A 14,959-nucleotide genomic window follows, 5' to 3' on the forward strand; every position below is an offset into this window, starting at 1 on the left:
AAAAACTTGTTTGCGTTATAAATTAATTTTATAACGATTCGTAAATATAAATATTATTTCCTGAAAAAATTAGTCGTCCACCTCTATCTCGTCCGGGCGGAAGTGGCATTTCAGCTTAAAAGGGATGGGATCTTCGGAACCGGTATAGAAATCTGTGATATTTCCTTTCCAGCAAAGCTGAAGATCCCCAGTTTCATTTGTGTCAAATGCCAGTTCGTTTTCAAACAGAAAAGCATCGTCATCATCAAAAAGGTCAACCTCTGTATAGATCTCATCATCCGTATCTTCTATGACAAAAGTCTGCCCTTCCAACTCCGAAGTTGCAACAGGAAACTCGATAATGTCTAATGACAGCTGAGGAAATTTGTATTGCAGAGAGTCGTCGTCAACGTGATCCAGTGAGTCATCCGTGATGATTTCTACTTCCAAGAAATTCTGCGAATTGATGTAAACAGATTTGCAATAAGTGTTCTTGATAAAATACTTCAGAGTTTCCTCTGGGTGATAAATCTTTAATATTCCTTTCATTATAAGGATAATAAATTATGAAATGATGATTTTGAATTGATGAACAAAGATAAAAAATAGAATGAATTACAGAAATTTTTATGAATTATTTTTAATAATAATCATGAAACGCAACTTATTTATTGATATTGTGTTAATCTAAAATGCCATCCCCCAAAAAATTAAGGGCAATTTTTATAATCATTAAAATATTATCTTTACACTGCTAAACAATTTAGAATGAAATCTTTTTACACCATATTAATTTTATCCAGCCTTCTTTTCACCGTTTCCTGTAAAAAAGGAGATTCTCCTATGATGAAAGTTATAGAATCATCAGGTTCAAATCTGGATACAATTGCCGCAAAATATTATGAAGAATATCTCAAGCTTTATCCTTTGGAAGCCACTTCGCAAGGAGATGAAAGGTATAATGATCTCTTACCAAATAATCTAAGCCAGGAATTTATCAAAAATGAAATAGCGTTTTATAACTCGGTTCAGAATCAGCTGAAATCTGTAGATTATAATAGCCTGGACAATGATCAGAAAGTGATTTACGATGTTTTGGAATATACACTGATAGACAAGCAGGAGCGATATGCCTACTACCCGGAATATATTCCGTTTACTCAATTTGGCGGACTTCCATTGGACTTCCCGATGTTGGGAAGCGGAACCGGAATCCAGCCCTTCAAAACGGAAAAAGATTATGACAACTGGCTGAAAAGAATGGAACTGTTTCCTGCCTGGATGGATGCTGCGATAGAAAACTTCAGAGTTGGGATGAAAAAGGATGTCGTTCTGCCAAAATCATTAGTGATAAAAATGATTCCACAGATGAAAGCTGAAGAAATCACAACTTTTGATATTAATAAAAATATTTTCTACGGTCCAATCAAAAATTTACCGAAAGATTTCAAACCTGTGACGGCTAATAAATACGCCAAGCTTTATCAGGAAGCCATCAAAAATAAATTAATTCCATCTTACCTCAAAATGGCAGAATTTCTTGAAAAAGAATATTTGCCAAAAGCAAGAACTACTGATGGTTACAGCGCCTTGCCAAACGGCGTGAATATTTATAATTACTATGTGAAAAGCTGGACTACGACGAATAAAACGCCGGAAGAAATCCACAAAACAGGACTTTCAGAAGTGGAAAGACTACGTAAGGATATGGAGAAAGTGAAGAACCAAATTGGTTTCAAAGGTTCTTTGGAAGAATTCCTTAATTATGTAAAAACCGACCCGAAAGCAATGCCTTACAAGACTTCAAAAGAGGTTTTGGCCGGATTCCAATCAATCCTGGATAAAATCACGCCGAAGTTGAAAACAATGTTTAATGTAACACCTAAAACACCTTTCGAAATTCGTCAAACCGAAAAATATCGTGAGGCAAGTGCAAGTGCAGAATACATCCAGGGAAGTCCGGATGGTAAACGTCCCGGGATTTTTTACACACCAATTCCTGACCCGACAAAATTCAATGTCACTTCCGGAATGGAATCTCTTTTCCTTCACGAGGCCATTCCTGGTCATCATTATCAAATTTCCCTGCAACAGGAAAATCTGAAATTACCAAAGTTTCTGAGATTCGGTTGGATTGGCGCTTATGGCGAAGGTTGGGCTTTGTACTGTGAATCGCTCGGTCCGGAATTCGGACTTTACACCGACCCGTATCAGAAAATGGGTTCTTTGAGTGACGAAATGTTACGCGCCGTTCGCTTGGTTATAGATACTGGAATTCATACCGGACAAATGTCACGAGAAGAAGCGATTAAATATTTCTTGAGCAACGTTGCCTACGATGAAGCTGGCGCAACGGCAGAAGTGGAGCGTTATATGGCAATGCCCGGACAGGCATTGAGCTACAAGACCGGTGCAATGAAAATCCGTGAACTGAGAGAAAAATATAAATCGGAATTAGGAAAGAAATTCAATATTGCAGATTTTCACGATGAAGTGTTGAGTCAAGGCTGCCTTCCGCTTCAGGTTTTGGAACGTAAAATGGATTTGTGGGCGAAAGATGTAAAGTAAGAATTAGATGAAGAAACAAATCAGAAAAGGATTTAGACAAACCAAATATATTTTTTACCAGGAAACTTTAGTCGATTTCAAAGACCACTTTTGGTCATTCTTAGGCGCCTTTTTCGGAATCGGATTGATTGCTTTCCTACAATCTCAAAAGATTTCTGAAATTGAAAATATCTTTTTAATAGGCTCATTCGGCGCATCAAGTGTTTTGATTTATGGTGCGGTCAATAGTCCGTTAGCGCAACCAAGAAATCTGATTGGCGGACACGTTCTGTCTGCTTTGGTTGGTGTTACGGTTTTTAAATTCTTACCGGAGATTCTTTGGTTAAATGCTTCTGTTGCAGTAGCTTCTTCGATTGTCGTCATGCAAATCACAAAAACAATGCATCCTCCGGGCGGCGCGACGGCTTTGATTGCGGTTCTTCCATCGGAGAAAATTCAGGAGCTGGGATATTGGTACGCTTTGTCGCCGGTTTTGAGTGGCGCAGTTATTTTATTAATTGTTGCTTTGATTTTCAATAATATTCCGAAAGGAAGAAAATATCCGCATCACATCCGGCAATCCAAATATGTTCATATGAGAAGAATGCTGAAAGGAAAAGATTAAATTACTATGACAAAAGATACTTTAAAATCACTATATACAAGAGATTTAAACAAATTAAAAGCAGAAATTGAATCTTACCAAGACGAACAATCGCTTTGGAAAGTAGATCAAGACATTTTAAATTCAGGAGGAAATCTTTGCCTTCATTTAATTGGAAATCTTAAACATTTTTTCGGAGCAATCCTTGGAAATTCAGGATTCATATCAGTATTAATGAGACCTGGCTGAATAATAACATTAAAGGTAAAATGCTGCGTACCGTATGAACAACTCCGTGGACGTTGACTTCCCATTGCTGCTGTAGCTTTTGAAGATCATTTTCTTTGTCAATTTCTCCGGTTACAAATAATCCGGCACTGTTGACCAGAATATCAATTCCCCATTCAGAGGCTTCTTTGATGGCAAAATCTACTCCTTCCTTATTTCCTGTATCTGCCTTTACAGCTTTTGCTTTTACGCCCAATAATTTTATTTCATCCACAAGAGCTTGTGCTTTTTCTTCAGAATTCACATACGTGAAAATCACATTTGCGCCCTCAGCTGCAAGCTGTCTTACGATTCCTGCACCAATACCGCGGCTCCCACCAGTTACGAAGGCTGTTTTGTTTTTTAATTTAGACATTATTTTAGATTTTTTTATAGAATTAAATATGAAAAATGACAGAACCTTTAGTGATTCCAGCTTCCAAATCCTGATGTGCTTTTGAAGCGTCCCTCAGGTTATAAATTGTAGGATTAATGGTTCCAAAAATTCCTTTTCCAAATGCGTCGAACATATCTTCGGAAGCCAGTTTTATACTTTCGGCATCATTAAGATAATTACCAACTGAAGGACGGATGAGTTTGATACTATTTTTATCTAAAAACGATTTATCAATAGCAGGTTCTCCCGAAGATGACCCAAAAAGTACCATTGTTCCGCCGTTTTTGAGAAGCGTGAGAGACTGGCTGAAGGTCGCTTTCCCAACACCGTCGAATACAACATCCACCCCTTTGTTTTCTGTGAAATGATTTACTTCTTTTACCATATCTTCAGAATCAAGAACCACAACGTGATCTATTCCGTGGCTTAAGGCGTAATTTTTCTTACCCGTACTTCCGACAGTTCCGATAACAGTTGCTCCCAACGTTTTTGCCCATTTGCTTACAAGCGAACCCACACCGCCTGCCGCTGCGTGAACCAGAACAATATCTCCTTTTTTAACAGAATAAGCTTGCTTGATGAGCATTCTTGCCGTTAAACCTTTCGCCATCATCGATGCTGCTTCGTCGAATGACATATTATCTGGCAATCTGATCAAGTCGGATGCGTTGATCAATCTTCTTTCAGCATAAGCTCCTAAAGAAAAGAAATAACCAACCCGGTCGCCGAATGCAAAGTCTGTCACACCTTCTCCTGTTTTCTCTATCACGCCCACTGCTTCCACGCCAATTGTGGCCGGAAAATTATTAAGTGGAAAATTCCCGTTGCGGAACATTATATCGACAAAATTCAACGCGATGGCTTCCTGACGAAGAACCACCTGATTTGCTGCAGGTTCAGCTATTATTGTACTTACAAATTCTAATACGGATGGCGAACCTTGTTTTTTCATCTGAATCACGCCGCTTTCTTGATGTATCATCTTTTCTAAAATTTTTAGTTATACTTTTTTAACAGGACAAAGTTGCGGAAGTGCGAAAACGTGTGCATTGACAAATGCAGTAAATTGATCTTGACATTTGTCAATCCCTTCGAGAGATTTTGTATTTTTACTTTCTAATTTTAATTGATATTTCTCTTGGCAACAATTTCCTTCGAAACGTTTTTTAAGTATGTAGAATCCAAATCTTCATTGGTTTTGAATGCGGAAGAAAAAGAACTTTTGCAATCTGCTTTCAAGAAAAAACATCTGCGCAGAAAACAATATCTGCTGCAGGAAGGTGAGGTTTGTAAATATATGTGCTTCCTGATAAAAGGATCCGGACGAATGTATTCTGTCAACGAAAAAGGCCACGAACACACCATTCGGTTTGCTATAGAAAACTGGTGGCTGGGAGATTATGAAAGTTATAATTATTTGACACCTTCACGTTACAACATAGAAGTACTGGAAGATTCTGAAGTACTGATGATTGACCATAGCGGAATGCAAAAACTCATCGCCGAAATACCTGCAATAGATCTGATGGTGAAGAATATAGATCAGAAAGGAACAGTAGCCACGCAAAATCGAATTCATTCTTCGATAAGCCAAAGCGCAGATGAGCGTTACGATCAATTGATCAAATCCTATCCGGAATTTCTGAACCGTTTTCCTCAAAGTCTCATCGCTTCCTACCTCGGAATCTCGCCCGAAACGCTGAGCAGAATCCGAAAAAATAATCTGAAAAAGTAGATTAATAGAACTTTTCTTGATAAAAGTCAATTCATTAATTTGATAAATGTCAAGTGTTTGTCAAGGATGCAATTGATAATTTTGTTCCTATAAATTAATCAAAAAAAATAATTACAATGAACACATCATCAACACTTTTACAGGACAGTTTATTATTAATCTGGAACAACCGCAATTCAGCCGAAAGACTTGAGCTGATGGAAAAAATCTATGCTCCCGATATTTCATTTTTCGAAAGTGATGAGAGTGAACCTTTTGTAGGATTTTCAGCGATTGACGAACTTATTCAAAAAATACAGCAAGACTGGCCTTCAGATTTTGAATTTATCTTAACAGAAGCTTCGAAATCGAATCACAACATTCAGCATATCGTTTGGCAATTGGGTATTCCCGGTCAACAGCCGGTTGCGAAAGGCGAAGATATAGCAATCACAGATGGCGGAAAAATAAAATCCTTGTATTTGTTTTTAGGAAGTTAAATGAAGTTTTGGCAAAATGCTTTTATGATTTTTCAAAAAGCATTTTCGTCAGAAAATCTTTCTCACCTTTTCCTCTTGCCGGAGAATATTCTCTTCCGTAAAAGATGATCTGTAAATGAAGTTTATTCCAAACCTCTTCTTTCCAGATACTCTTGGCATCACGTTCGGTTTCTACCACATTTTTTCCTTCGGTTAATTTCCATTGTTTCATCAATCTATGAATGTGCGTGTCGACAGGAAACGCCGGAAACCCAAAAGCCTGACTCATTACCACAGAAGCTGTTTTGTGACCAACTCCTGGAAGCGCTTCGAGTTCTTCATAAGTTTGCGGTACCACTCCATTGTGCCTTTCCAATAAAAGTTCAGCCATTCTTTTCAGATTCTTGGCTTTCGTATTGGAAAGTCCGATTTCTTTAATGAGTTCTTTAATTTGATACTCTTCCAATTTCGCCATCCTTTGCGGCGTTCCCGCAACAGCAAAAAGTTCGGGAGTAACCTGATTGACCTTTTTATCAGTTGTTTGAGCAGAAAGTGCAACTGCGACCATCAAAGTGTAAGGATCGGTGTGGTCTAAAGGAATAGGAACTTGCGGATATAATTTCTCTAATTCTGACTGAACGAGCGCCGCTCTCTGCTTTTTTGTCATTTAATCATTAAATTTGAACAAAAATAAATCATTATGCTGAAAGTTGGAGATAAATTACCACAATTTGAAGGAACAAATCAAGATGGAGAAACCATTAATTCTGAAAAATTATTAGGAAAGAATTTAATTATTTTCTTTTATCCACAAGCAAATACACCAACTTGTACAGTTGAAGCTTGTAATTTAAGTGACAATTATTCACAATTGGAAAAAGCAGGATTTCAACTGTTGGGAATCAGTGGAGATTCTGTGAAAAAGCAAAAAAATTTCCACAGCAAATTTGCGTTTCCCTATGATCTGATTGCGGATGAAAATCGTGAAATCATTGAGAAATTTGGGGTTTGGCAGGAGAAAACGACTTTTGGAAAAACCTATATGGGAATCGTGAGAACAACTTTTATTTTCGATGAAAAAGGAATCTGCACAAGAGTGATTGAGAAGGTGACTTCGAAGACTGCAGCTGCACAGATTTTGGAGTAAAATGACAGATTATGCTTTAGTCAAAATCAACCATCAGTTTTGACTAAAGTTGATTTGAAATTTAATTTTTTTTTTTAAATCGGACCAAAATAATAATCTGTTGATAATCATTTGTAGAGAAAGGTTTCTTTGCTATATTCTATTTTATCGGAATCCAGATTTCCTCTTCGGCGAATTCACTTGCAGGATTGTAATCGTCTCCGAAAATCTCAAAATGTGGTCTATTATCAACCTCAAAATCGTTTTCAGGAATGAAAGTCTGGAAAATATATTTGAAAAGTTCAGGACCCTTTTCCGCTTTTCCTTTGTAAGCGAAAACCAAATATTTTCCACTTTCTAATTGGAATTTTTCAAATGCATTAGGAAGATTGACAAAATCGTAAACCTCTGCAAGCGCGTATTTTGTAAATAATTGATCAGGTGTAAAATCGTGAGGATAGATTTGAAGCGAAAATAATTTGTTAGAAATCCGATTGGTAATTTCATTTCTTCGCATCATGAATTTTCTCCAGACAATCGGCGTTTTGTCTTCCTGAAAAGAAGTTGCAATGCTGAAACCAATCAGTTTTTTGGATTCAATAATTTCGATTCGGTGTGGTAAATTCATTACTTACAAATTCAATTCATAAAGATTCAAATCCTCAGTGTCATTAGGAATTCTCACGACTTCTTTGAATTTTAAACCTAATTTTTCAATTAATTTGATTGATGAAAAATTCTCAGGCAAAGTTATCGCGCTGACTTTCTTAATGCCAAAATCATTGATTCCAATATCCATTACTTTTCTCGCTGCTTCGTAAGCATAACCTTTTCCTTCATATTCTTCTAAAAAAGCAAAACCAATATCAACACCGTCAATTCCTTCACGGTCGTACAATCCAACGGTTCCGATTTTTTCATTATTAGATTTCAGAATCACAACGCAATTTCCGTAACCTAACTTTTCAATATTAGGCAGGTTCTTTTCACGAACATATTTCTGAGCATCTTCCAGATTATGAATATTCCTGTCGCCTATATATTTGATCCATTTTTCTGTGTTTACCAATTGCATCAGAAATTCTGCATCGTCGATATCAACGAGTTTAATAATTAGACGTTCGGTTTCGTAAGTTTTTGACATTAGTTTTAAATCTTATTTAATCAGTAAATTAATTCTCATAATATCTCAATTCCTCGTTATCATCAGGAAAAATAACGTATTTTTTGAATTGAAGCCCAAGTCTTTCAATTAGTTTTTGGGAAGAAATATTTTTATCAGAAGTCATTGCTGAAAGTTTTTCTATTCCGAATTCTGTTTTAACAATTTCCATCAGATTGACGGCTGATTCATAAGCGAAACCTTTTCCTTCGAACTCAGGAAAGAAGGAAAATCCAATATCCGGAACAGCAATTCCTTCACGTACGAAAACACCGACTGCGCCAATCTTTTCATTCAATTTTTTGTGAATGACGACGTAATTTCCGAATCCCATTTTTTCTATCTGAGGAAGAAATCTATTCGAAATATAGTTTTCGGCATTCTCTTTTGTTCGAAGATTTCGGTCGCCAATATGTTTTATGAAAGAAGGTAAATTATATAATTCCAAAAAGAAATCTGCATCTTCTAGATCTGCAGGTTTTAAAATTAATCTTTCGGTTTCGTAATTTTTCATATGCAACTTTGTGATTTCATTAATCAAAAATAAAAAAATTAGGGAACGATTACAGTAAAAATATAGGCGAAAAGATTCACCAACAAGACAACGCCATAGAGAATATTGGTTTTTCCCCTGCTTAGTGAAAGCATTACGGTATAAAGTGATAAAGCTAAAAGAACCATCGATTTGATGTCAAGCCCAAGGACCAAAGGCATTTCGTAAATAATTGATACTACCGCAACGCAAGGAATCGTCAATCCGATACTCGCAATCGCAGACCCCAAAGCCAGATTCAAACTGGTTTGGAATTGATTTCTTCTTGCTGCTTTTATCGCTGCCATTCCTTCCGGCAACAGTACAACGGCTGCGATGATGACACCGACCAATGCCTGAGGTGCGCCAAGACTATGAACAACGCTCTCAATAGTTGGAGACAATGCTTTGGCCATTACGATAACCACACCGAGACATATAAGTAGAAATATCAGACTCAGTATGCTTTCGACATTCGTTGGTGGTTCGGCGTGTGGCGCATCATCATTTTCGGGAAGAAAATAATTTCTGTGTCGTACGGTTTGAACCATCAAAAATGTACTGTAAATGACTAATGATGCAACGGAAAAGAATATCAGCTGCGCTTTGCTGAAGGTTGCGGATAGCTCGGTGGTCGTATAATTTGGTAAAATCAAGGTCATTACTACAATCGCAACCAAACTGATTAATGCCATATTTCCTGAAGTTCTGGCGAAGAATTGTTCTTTGAATTTGATTCCGCCAACTAAGAGACAAGCACCGAGAATTCCATTCAGAATCAACATTACGGCTGCGAAAACGGTGTCTCTTGCCAGTGTGCTGGTTTCTTTACCGCCGGCAACCATCAAGGAAACAATTAATCCTACTTCCAGAACTGTAATTGCGATTGCCAGGATAATTGTTCCGAACGGTTCACCTACTTTGTGCGCCACAACTTCGGCGTGATGCACGGCTGCCAAAACAGAACTAATCAGAAGAAGACTCCCTAAACTTGCCAGCCAGGCATTGTCATCAACAACACCAAATAAATAGTAAGCAAGGGATAATAAAGGAAAAATATAAGACCAATGAAGTAAAGACTTTAAACTCATAAAAAATGATTTCTCTAATTTACAAAAAAATAATTTACCAAGGTTTTGTCAGTTTAGTCCAACAAAAAAGCCACCAAAATAGGTGGCTTGTATAATATTTGATTAAAAATTATTTTACCAAAGTAAGTTCGCTAATCAATCTTGTTGCGCCAGCGTATTTGTCGATTATCCAAAGTACGTAACGAACATCCACATTGATTGTTCTTTGTAAATTCGGTTCGAAAACGATGTCGCCGCTTAAAGCTTCACTGTTTCCATCGAAAGCAAGACCTAATAAGTTTCCGTTTCCGTCAATGATTGGAGAACCAGAGTTTCCGCCAGTGATATCATTGTTTGACAAGAAATTGATTGGCATAAATCCACCTTTTTTATCAGCATATTGTCCGTAATCTTTTTTCTTGGCAAGGTCAAGAACTTTTTTCGGAAGGTCAAACTCCTCGTCACCTTTTTTGTATTTGGCAACCATTCCGTTGATATCGGTGTAATAGTTTTCTTTGATGCCTTTGTAGTTTCTGTCAGACCTTTCTGGAAGTGTTTGTACAGTTCCGTAAGTCAGTCTCATTGTAGAGTTAGCGTCCGGATAGAATACTTTTTCCGGCTGTGCTTTTCTAAGTCCGTCTAAGAAAAGTCTGCTGTTTTTAGCAAAATTTTCATCGATTTTCGCATACTTCTCAGCACCTAATTTTTGCTCTTCTACAATTCCATTTACAAATTGTCTTAGTTTATCAGCATCAATTTTCAACCTGTCTGGATTTTCGATGAAATTTAAAGCAGATTTTTTATTAGCAAAAACTGATTCGTAAGCCAAAGTTGAAAGATTATTCACATCTGCTGCGAGGATTGTTGGCGAAGCAAATTCCTTAGAAACTTTCGCTTTGTAAAGAGAAGTGAGAGCTACCAGCATGTCACCTTCCACATTGTCGTGGAAACCGTCGTACGCTTTTTCAACAGCTTCTAGAACTTTCTGTTTCATAGCAGTTTTCCCGGCATCGTCCTGATCAGCATACGTTTTGAACAGGCTTCCCAATTGGTAAGCTGTTGCAATATAATGTGCGTTTCTTTGCAAAATAGAAGCGTAATTACGTTCTACATTTCTCCCGGAAATCTGCTGATAATAAGCTTTTATTTCCGGTAAGACAGCATAATATGTTTGCTCGTTTGGAGACTGAGCTGCCCATTGAGTGTAGATCTGCTCCGTTTTTTGTTTTTCAGCAACAGTTCCGTTTTTCTTTACAGCGTCAATAGTTCCTGCTCTGTTTTTCCAGTAGTTGGCCACACTTGCGTATTGGGAAGCATAATCCAACTGAGTCGCTTTGTCTTTGTCCATATACTTTTTCAAAACGTCCATTGTTACTTTTGAAGCTTCTACCCATGCCGGATAATCTTTGTCCACCATTTGCTCGATTCCGTAAGAAGTCAAATAACGGTTGGTTCTTCCGGGATATCCAAGAATCATTGTGAAATCTCCGGGCTTGTAGCCTTTAAGCGAGATAGGTAAATGGTGTTTTGGTTTTAGAGGAACGTTGGTTTCAGAGTATTCTGCAGGATTCCCATTCGCGTCTCCATAAGCACGGAATACCGTGAAATCTGCAGTGTGTCTTGGCCATTCCCAGTTGTCTGTATCACCACCGAATTTCCCTAACGAGGAAGGTGGTGCACCAACTAGTCTGATATCTTTATAATCTTGGTAAACAAAATAATAGAACTCATTTCCGTTAAAGAAATCTCTAACAACAACCGTATATTTTCCATTCTCAGAATTTTCTGTCTGGATGGCTTTATATTCCGCATCTATCACTGCTTTTCTGTCTGCAGCAGACATATTGTTATTCAATTTCGCATTGATTCTTGCAGAAACGTCATCCATTCTTACAAGGAATCTTACGTAAAGTCCTTTCGCATTGAACTCATCTTTTGGCATCATTGCCCAGAATCCGTTTTTCAGGTAATCTTTTTCCGGCGTAGAAGCTGCCGCAACAGCATCATAACCACAATGGTGATTGGTGAAAATCAAACCTTGGTCTGAAACCATTTCGCCTGTACAGAAACCGCCAAAACTTACGATAGCGTCTTTCAGACTGGAGTTGTTCACAGAATAGATTTCTTCCGGCGTCAGGTGCAGACCTTCTTTCTGCATATCCACGCCGTTCAGACGTTTTACAAGCATCAGAAGCCACATTCCTTCGTCTGCCCGCATCTGCGTATAACCTATAAGCAAGGTTAAGACTAATAATATTTTTTTCATAAGTAAAAATTATTTTAAAGGGCTAATTTAATCATTATTTTAAATCTAATGGTATGAATTTGGCTAAGAGATTAGGCAAAATTCAAAGTATGAAATTTCTACAGTCAATCGCTATTTTATCATTAATATTACTTCTTACAGTTTCTTGTAAATCATCAAATAATCCTATGTCAGGAATGCAGAATCTTCACAAAAAATGGATGCTTGTTGAATACAAAGATTTTACTAAGGAAGAATTGGTAAAACTGGAAGCCAATATCGATTTAACAAAAAATGCTGAATCGCCTGATCGTTACACTGCGAAGATGGGTTGCAACAGCATGTTTTTCACGGCAGAATTTAATAACGGAAAAGCGAAATTATCAGGCGTTGGTTCTACGATGATGTATTGCGAAGGGAGAATGAAGTTGGAAGAATTGTTTGGTAAAGATTTTCCTAATATGACACAGTACAAAATTGAAGGACATTTCTTAACTTTATCCAACGTAAACGGTGACAAAATGAAATTTGTTGCAGCAGATTGGGATTGAGAGAAGACGCAAGAAAAAAGGTAAAAGATTCAAGAGTAAGAACATCATTAAATCAATTTAATAAAATCAAATATTAAAATTATGAAAAGAAGTGCAAAAGCAGTCTGGAAAGGCACAGTAAAAGACGGAAGCGGCGTTTTAACCACTCAGAGTACAACGCTTAATGAAACTCAGTATTCCTTCAAAAGCAGATTTGAAGACGGCGTTGGAACCAATCCGGAAGAATTGTTGGCAGCAGCGCACGCAGGTTGTTTTACGATGAAAACTTCAGCATTGTTGTCAGAAGCTGGTTACAATCCTGAAACTTTGGAAACAGATTGCAAAATCAGTCTGGTAGATGGGAAAATTACTTTGTCAGAATTGACATTGACTGCTAAAATTCCAGGAATCTCAGAAGATGAGTTTCAGAAAATTGCTAAAGATGCCAAAGAAAATTGTCCGGTAAGTCAGGCTTTCAGTTTCGAGAAAACATTGACTGCGACTTTGGTTAGCTAAGGTGCCTAATATTTAATCAAAAAATTATTGAGACTTTCCGAATTGGAGAGTCTTAATTTTTTTCTAAGTCTGGATCTCGCAACCACAATACTGTGCGGGCTTTGATGCGTGATGTCGGAAATCTCCTTGGAAGATAAATTAAGTTTGAGAAAAGCGCAAAGCCGCAATTCGTTCTTCGTCAGGTCAGGAAATTCATTCAGCAGTTTTTTATAGAATTGGTCTTCGGTTTCCATAAAAATCTTGTAGAATTCGTCTTTTCCGAAGCCTTTTGAACTTTTTTTGAGTTCAGAAATAATGTGAAATATCTTGTTGTCAGACATTTCTGTTCCCGAATTCAGTTCGCTCAATTCTTTTTGAGTGGATTGGATTATTTCGGAAGTCTGAAGCATTTGGATGGCACTATTCGTAAGTTCCTTGTTTTTTTCCTCTAATTTCTTTTCCAATAATTCATTTTCTGCAGCTCTTTTTGCGGTTTTGCTTTTTTGTAATTTGAACATCAGAAAGATAATGACTGAACAGAATAACAGCAATACAATTCCGAAAATGAAAAACCTTTCTCTCTTGGTTTGAGAAGCCAAAAGCTCATTTTGTATCATTTTCTCATTGAACTCAATTTCCAATCGGTTCACTTTTTTATCGTTTTCCTGATTGATGGAGGCTTCGGATAATGATTTTGCCGTATGAAGATATTGCAGCGCATTTTTGTAATCTTTTTCTTTTTCAAAAAGTTTGACCAGACTTTCTGATGAATAAAGCTTGATGTCGGAAAAACTGCTCTTTTCTGCAATGTTGTAAGCATTTTTCAAATAATATAGTGCAGAATCTCTGTTGTTTAGATTATCGAGATTGATTTTTCCGAGGATATTATAAAGACTTGCGATGTCATAAGGCGATTTTATTTTCTTCGCTAAAGTGATCCCCTGTCTCAGATTTTCTACAGCAATGTCAGTTTCTTTTAATTTCAAACTGACATCGGCAATATTCTCATACGCCATAATAATATTGAGTGTGTCTCTTAAAACGGTATTCCTGCTCTTGAATTCTTTCAGCATTTCCAATGCTCTCGCATAGTTTCCCTGTTCTTTTTCCAGTACGGCAAGGTTGTTATAAATAATAGAGCCTTCTACAGATTTTTGGCTTTGCGCACTGTTTTCAAAATTTTTAAGTGATTTTTCCCAGTATTGTCGGGCTTTTTTGTAATTGCCCATCATATAGTAGCAACCTCCAATATTATTCAGGATAGAATAAGAATCACGTGCCTTTATTTTGTTGTTGATTTCTAATCCTTTATAATAATAATTGAGCGCCTGATAGTAAGATTCCTGGTCTTTGTATGTATTTCCTGCTGTTACGTAAAGACTGATTTTTGTGCTGTCGGCAAGTTTATTTTCTAATTTCAGAGCTTCCTGCAGATAACTCATAGCTTTTGTTCTGTTATTCTGCATATAATCCACGGTCTGTTTTAGAAGTGTAGAGGCATACCTGTCCGGGTCTTTGGAAAGACTGGTCTGACCGGAAATCAGTACTAAGTTAAAAGCAAAAAGTAAACAAAAAGCCCAACGCATTTTCGGAAATATGACCCGAAGATAGGAAGAATAATTTTCAAAAAAAATAACTTTTTTAGTTGTTTGTTTTTCAATATGTTAGCCCAAATGTATATATAATGTTACCTCTTAATTTCAGTTAGTAGTTATATTGTTATCTCAACAAATATTTAAATTCTTTGATGATATTCTAATATTGTCTCAATAATTATAAAATATTTACAAAATGAATGTGAAATTACTTTTT

18 protein-coding genes are annotated in these 14,959 nt (G+C 36.9%); 8 read left to right on the top strand and 10 right to left on the bottom strand.

Annotated elements, in window-relative coordinates:
• Nucleotides 1–69: 69 nt before the first annotated feature.
• Nucleotides 70–528, bottom strand: coding sequence for a hypothetical protein (locus tag OPU68_RS11120; protein ID WP_498474054.1), 459 nt, complete (start codon nucleotides 526–528; stop codon nucleotides 70–72).
• Nucleotides 529–747: 219 nt separating this feature from the next.
• Here OPU68_RS11120 and OPU68_RS11125 point away from each other — a divergent pair, with 219 nt between their 5' ends.
• Genes OPU68_RS11125 through OPU68_RS11135 form a run of 3 tightly spaced genes read left to right on the top strand, consistent with a single transcriptional unit; the run spans nucleotide 748 to nucleotide 3,379 of the window.
• Nucleotides 748–2,547: a DUF885 domain-containing protein gene (locus OPU68_RS11125; protein ID WP_498474055.1), complete on the top strand. Its 1,800-nt coding sequence runs from the start codon at nucleotides 748–750 to the stop codon at nucleotides 2,545–2,547.
• Nucleotides 2,548–2,554: 7 nt separating this feature from the next.
• Complete coding sequence (locus tag OPU68_RS11130; protein WP_498474056.1) at nucleotides 2,555–3,151, top strand: HPP family protein; 597 nt, start codon at nucleotides 2,555–2,557, stop codon at nucleotides 3,149–3,151.
• A gap of 6 nt (nucleotides 3,152–3,157) precedes the next feature.
• Entirely contained in the window at nucleotides 3,158–3,379 is a 222-nt protein-coding gene (locus tag OPU68_RS11135; protein ID WP_498474057.1) for a hypothetical protein, read from the top strand.
• Here OPU68_RS11135 and OPU68_RS11140 read toward each other — a convergent pair.
• Both OPU68_RS11140 and OPU68_RS11145 read right to left on the bottom strand, forming a co-directional pair.
• Complete coding sequence (locus tag OPU68_RS11140) at nucleotides 3,351–3,773, bottom strand: SDR family NAD(P)-dependent oxidoreductase (protein WP_498474058.1); 423 nt, start codon at nucleotides 3,771–3,773, stop codon at nucleotides 3,351–3,353. The two genes, OPU68_RS11135 and OPU68_RS11140, sit on opposite strands and share 29 nt — an antisense overlap.
• 22 nt (nucleotides 3,774–3,795) lie before the next feature.
• On the bottom strand, nucleotides 3,796–4,776 hold the full coding sequence (locus tag OPU68_RS11145; RefSeq protein WP_498474059.1) for a quinone oxidoreductase family protein: 981 nt from the start codon (nucleotides 4,774–4,776) through the stop codon (nucleotides 3,796–3,798).
• A gap of 156 nt (nucleotides 4,777–4,932) precedes the next feature.
• Between OPU68_RS11145 and OPU68_RS11150 the strand changes: the two genes are divergently transcribed.
• Both OPU68_RS11150 and OPU68_RS11155 read left to right on the top strand, forming a co-directional pair.
• Nucleotides 4,933–5,529, top strand: coding sequence for a Crp/Fnr family transcriptional regulator (locus OPU68_RS11150; protein ID WP_498474060.1), 597 nt, complete (start codon nucleotides 4,933–4,935; stop codon nucleotides 5,527–5,529).
• A 116-nt stretch (nucleotides 5,530–5,645) separates the two neighbouring features.
• Complete coding sequence (locus OPU68_RS11155; RefSeq protein WP_498474061.1) at nucleotides 5,646–6,008, top strand: hypothetical protein; 363 nt, start codon at nucleotides 5,646–5,648, stop codon at nucleotides 6,006–6,008.
• 22 nt (nucleotides 6,009–6,030) lie between these two features.
• Here OPU68_RS11155 and OPU68_RS11160 read toward each other — a convergent pair whose 3' ends face one another.
• Nucleotides 6,031–6,654 (bottom strand): endonuclease III domain-containing protein, encoded by a 624-nt coding sequence (locus OPU68_RS11160; RefSeq protein ID WP_498474062.1) that lies wholly within the window; start codon nucleotides 6,652–6,654, stop codon nucleotides 6,031–6,033.
• Between the two features lie 33 nt (nucleotides 6,655–6,687).
• On the opposite strand from OPU68_RS11160, the gene bcp reads away from it, so the two are divergent.
• Nucleotides 6,688–7,134 (top strand): thioredoxin-dependent thiol peroxidase, encoded by a 447-nt coding sequence (bcp, locus tag OPU68_RS11165; RefSeq protein WP_498474063.1) that lies wholly within the window; start codon nucleotides 6,688–6,690, stop codon nucleotides 7,132–7,134.
• 139 nt (nucleotides 7,135–7,273) lie between these two features.
• Here the strand turns inward: bcp and OPU68_RS11170 are convergent, their stop codons facing one another.
• The 5 genes from OPU68_RS11170 to OPU68_RS11190 all read right to left on the bottom strand — a co-directional run bounded on the left by OPU68_RS11170 (nucleotide 7,274) and on the right by OPU68_RS11190 (nucleotide 12,143).
• A complete protein-coding gene (locus OPU68_RS11170; RefSeq protein ID WP_498474064.1) occupies nucleotides 7,274–7,741 on the bottom strand; it encodes a GyrI-like domain-containing protein in 468 nt (155 codons plus the stop codon).
• Nucleotides 7,742–7,744: 3 nt separating this feature from the next.
• Nucleotides 7,745–8,257, bottom strand: a complete 513-nt coding sequence (locus OPU68_RS11175) for a GNAT family N-acetyltransferase (RefSeq protein WP_498474065.1) — start codon at nucleotides 8,255–8,257, stop codon at nucleotides 7,745–7,747.
• A gap of 28 nt (nucleotides 8,258–8,285) precedes the next feature.
• Entirely contained in the window at nucleotides 8,286–8,789 is a 504-nt protein-coding gene (locus OPU68_RS11180) for a GNAT family N-acetyltransferase (protein WP_498474066.1), read from the bottom strand.
• 38 nt (nucleotides 8,790–8,827) lie between these two features.
• On the bottom strand, nucleotides 8,828–9,898 hold the full coding sequence (locus OPU68_RS11185; RefSeq protein WP_498474067.1) for a calcium:cation antiporter: 1,071 nt from the start codon (nucleotides 9,896–9,898) through the stop codon (nucleotides 8,828–8,830).
• A 109-nt stretch (nucleotides 9,899–10,007) separates the two neighbouring features.
• Complete coding sequence (locus OPU68_RS11190; RefSeq protein ID WP_498474068.1) at nucleotides 10,008–12,143, bottom strand: S46 family peptidase; 2,136 nt, start codon at nucleotides 12,141–12,143, stop codon at nucleotides 10,008–10,010.
• An 89-nt stretch (nucleotides 12,144–12,232) separates the two neighbouring features.
• On the opposite strand from OPU68_RS11190, the gene OPU68_RS11195 reads away from it, so the two are divergent.
• Both OPU68_RS11195 and OPU68_RS11200 read left to right on the top strand, forming a co-directional pair.
• Nucleotides 12,233–12,673, top strand: coding sequence for an META domain-containing protein (locus OPU68_RS11195; protein ID WP_498474069.1), 441 nt, complete (start codon nucleotides 12,233–12,235; stop codon nucleotides 12,671–12,673).
• 81 nt (nucleotides 12,674–12,754) lie between these two features.
• Nucleotides 12,755–13,168 (top strand): OsmC family protein, encoded by a 414-nt coding sequence (locus OPU68_RS11200; RefSeq protein ID WP_498474070.1) that lies wholly within the window; start codon nucleotides 12,755–12,757, stop codon nucleotides 13,166–13,168.
• Nucleotides 13,169–13,173: 5 nt separating this feature from the next.
• Here the strand turns inward: OPU68_RS11200 and OPU68_RS11205 are convergent, their stop codons facing one another.
• Entirely contained in the window at nucleotides 13,174–14,733 is a 1,560-nt protein-coding gene (locus OPU68_RS11205) for a tetratricopeptide repeat protein (RefSeq protein WP_498474071.1), read from the bottom strand.
• Nucleotides 14,734–14,959 lie beyond the last annotated feature (226 nt).

Source organism: Chryseobacterium sp. TB1-D10, from assembly GCF_059803555.1.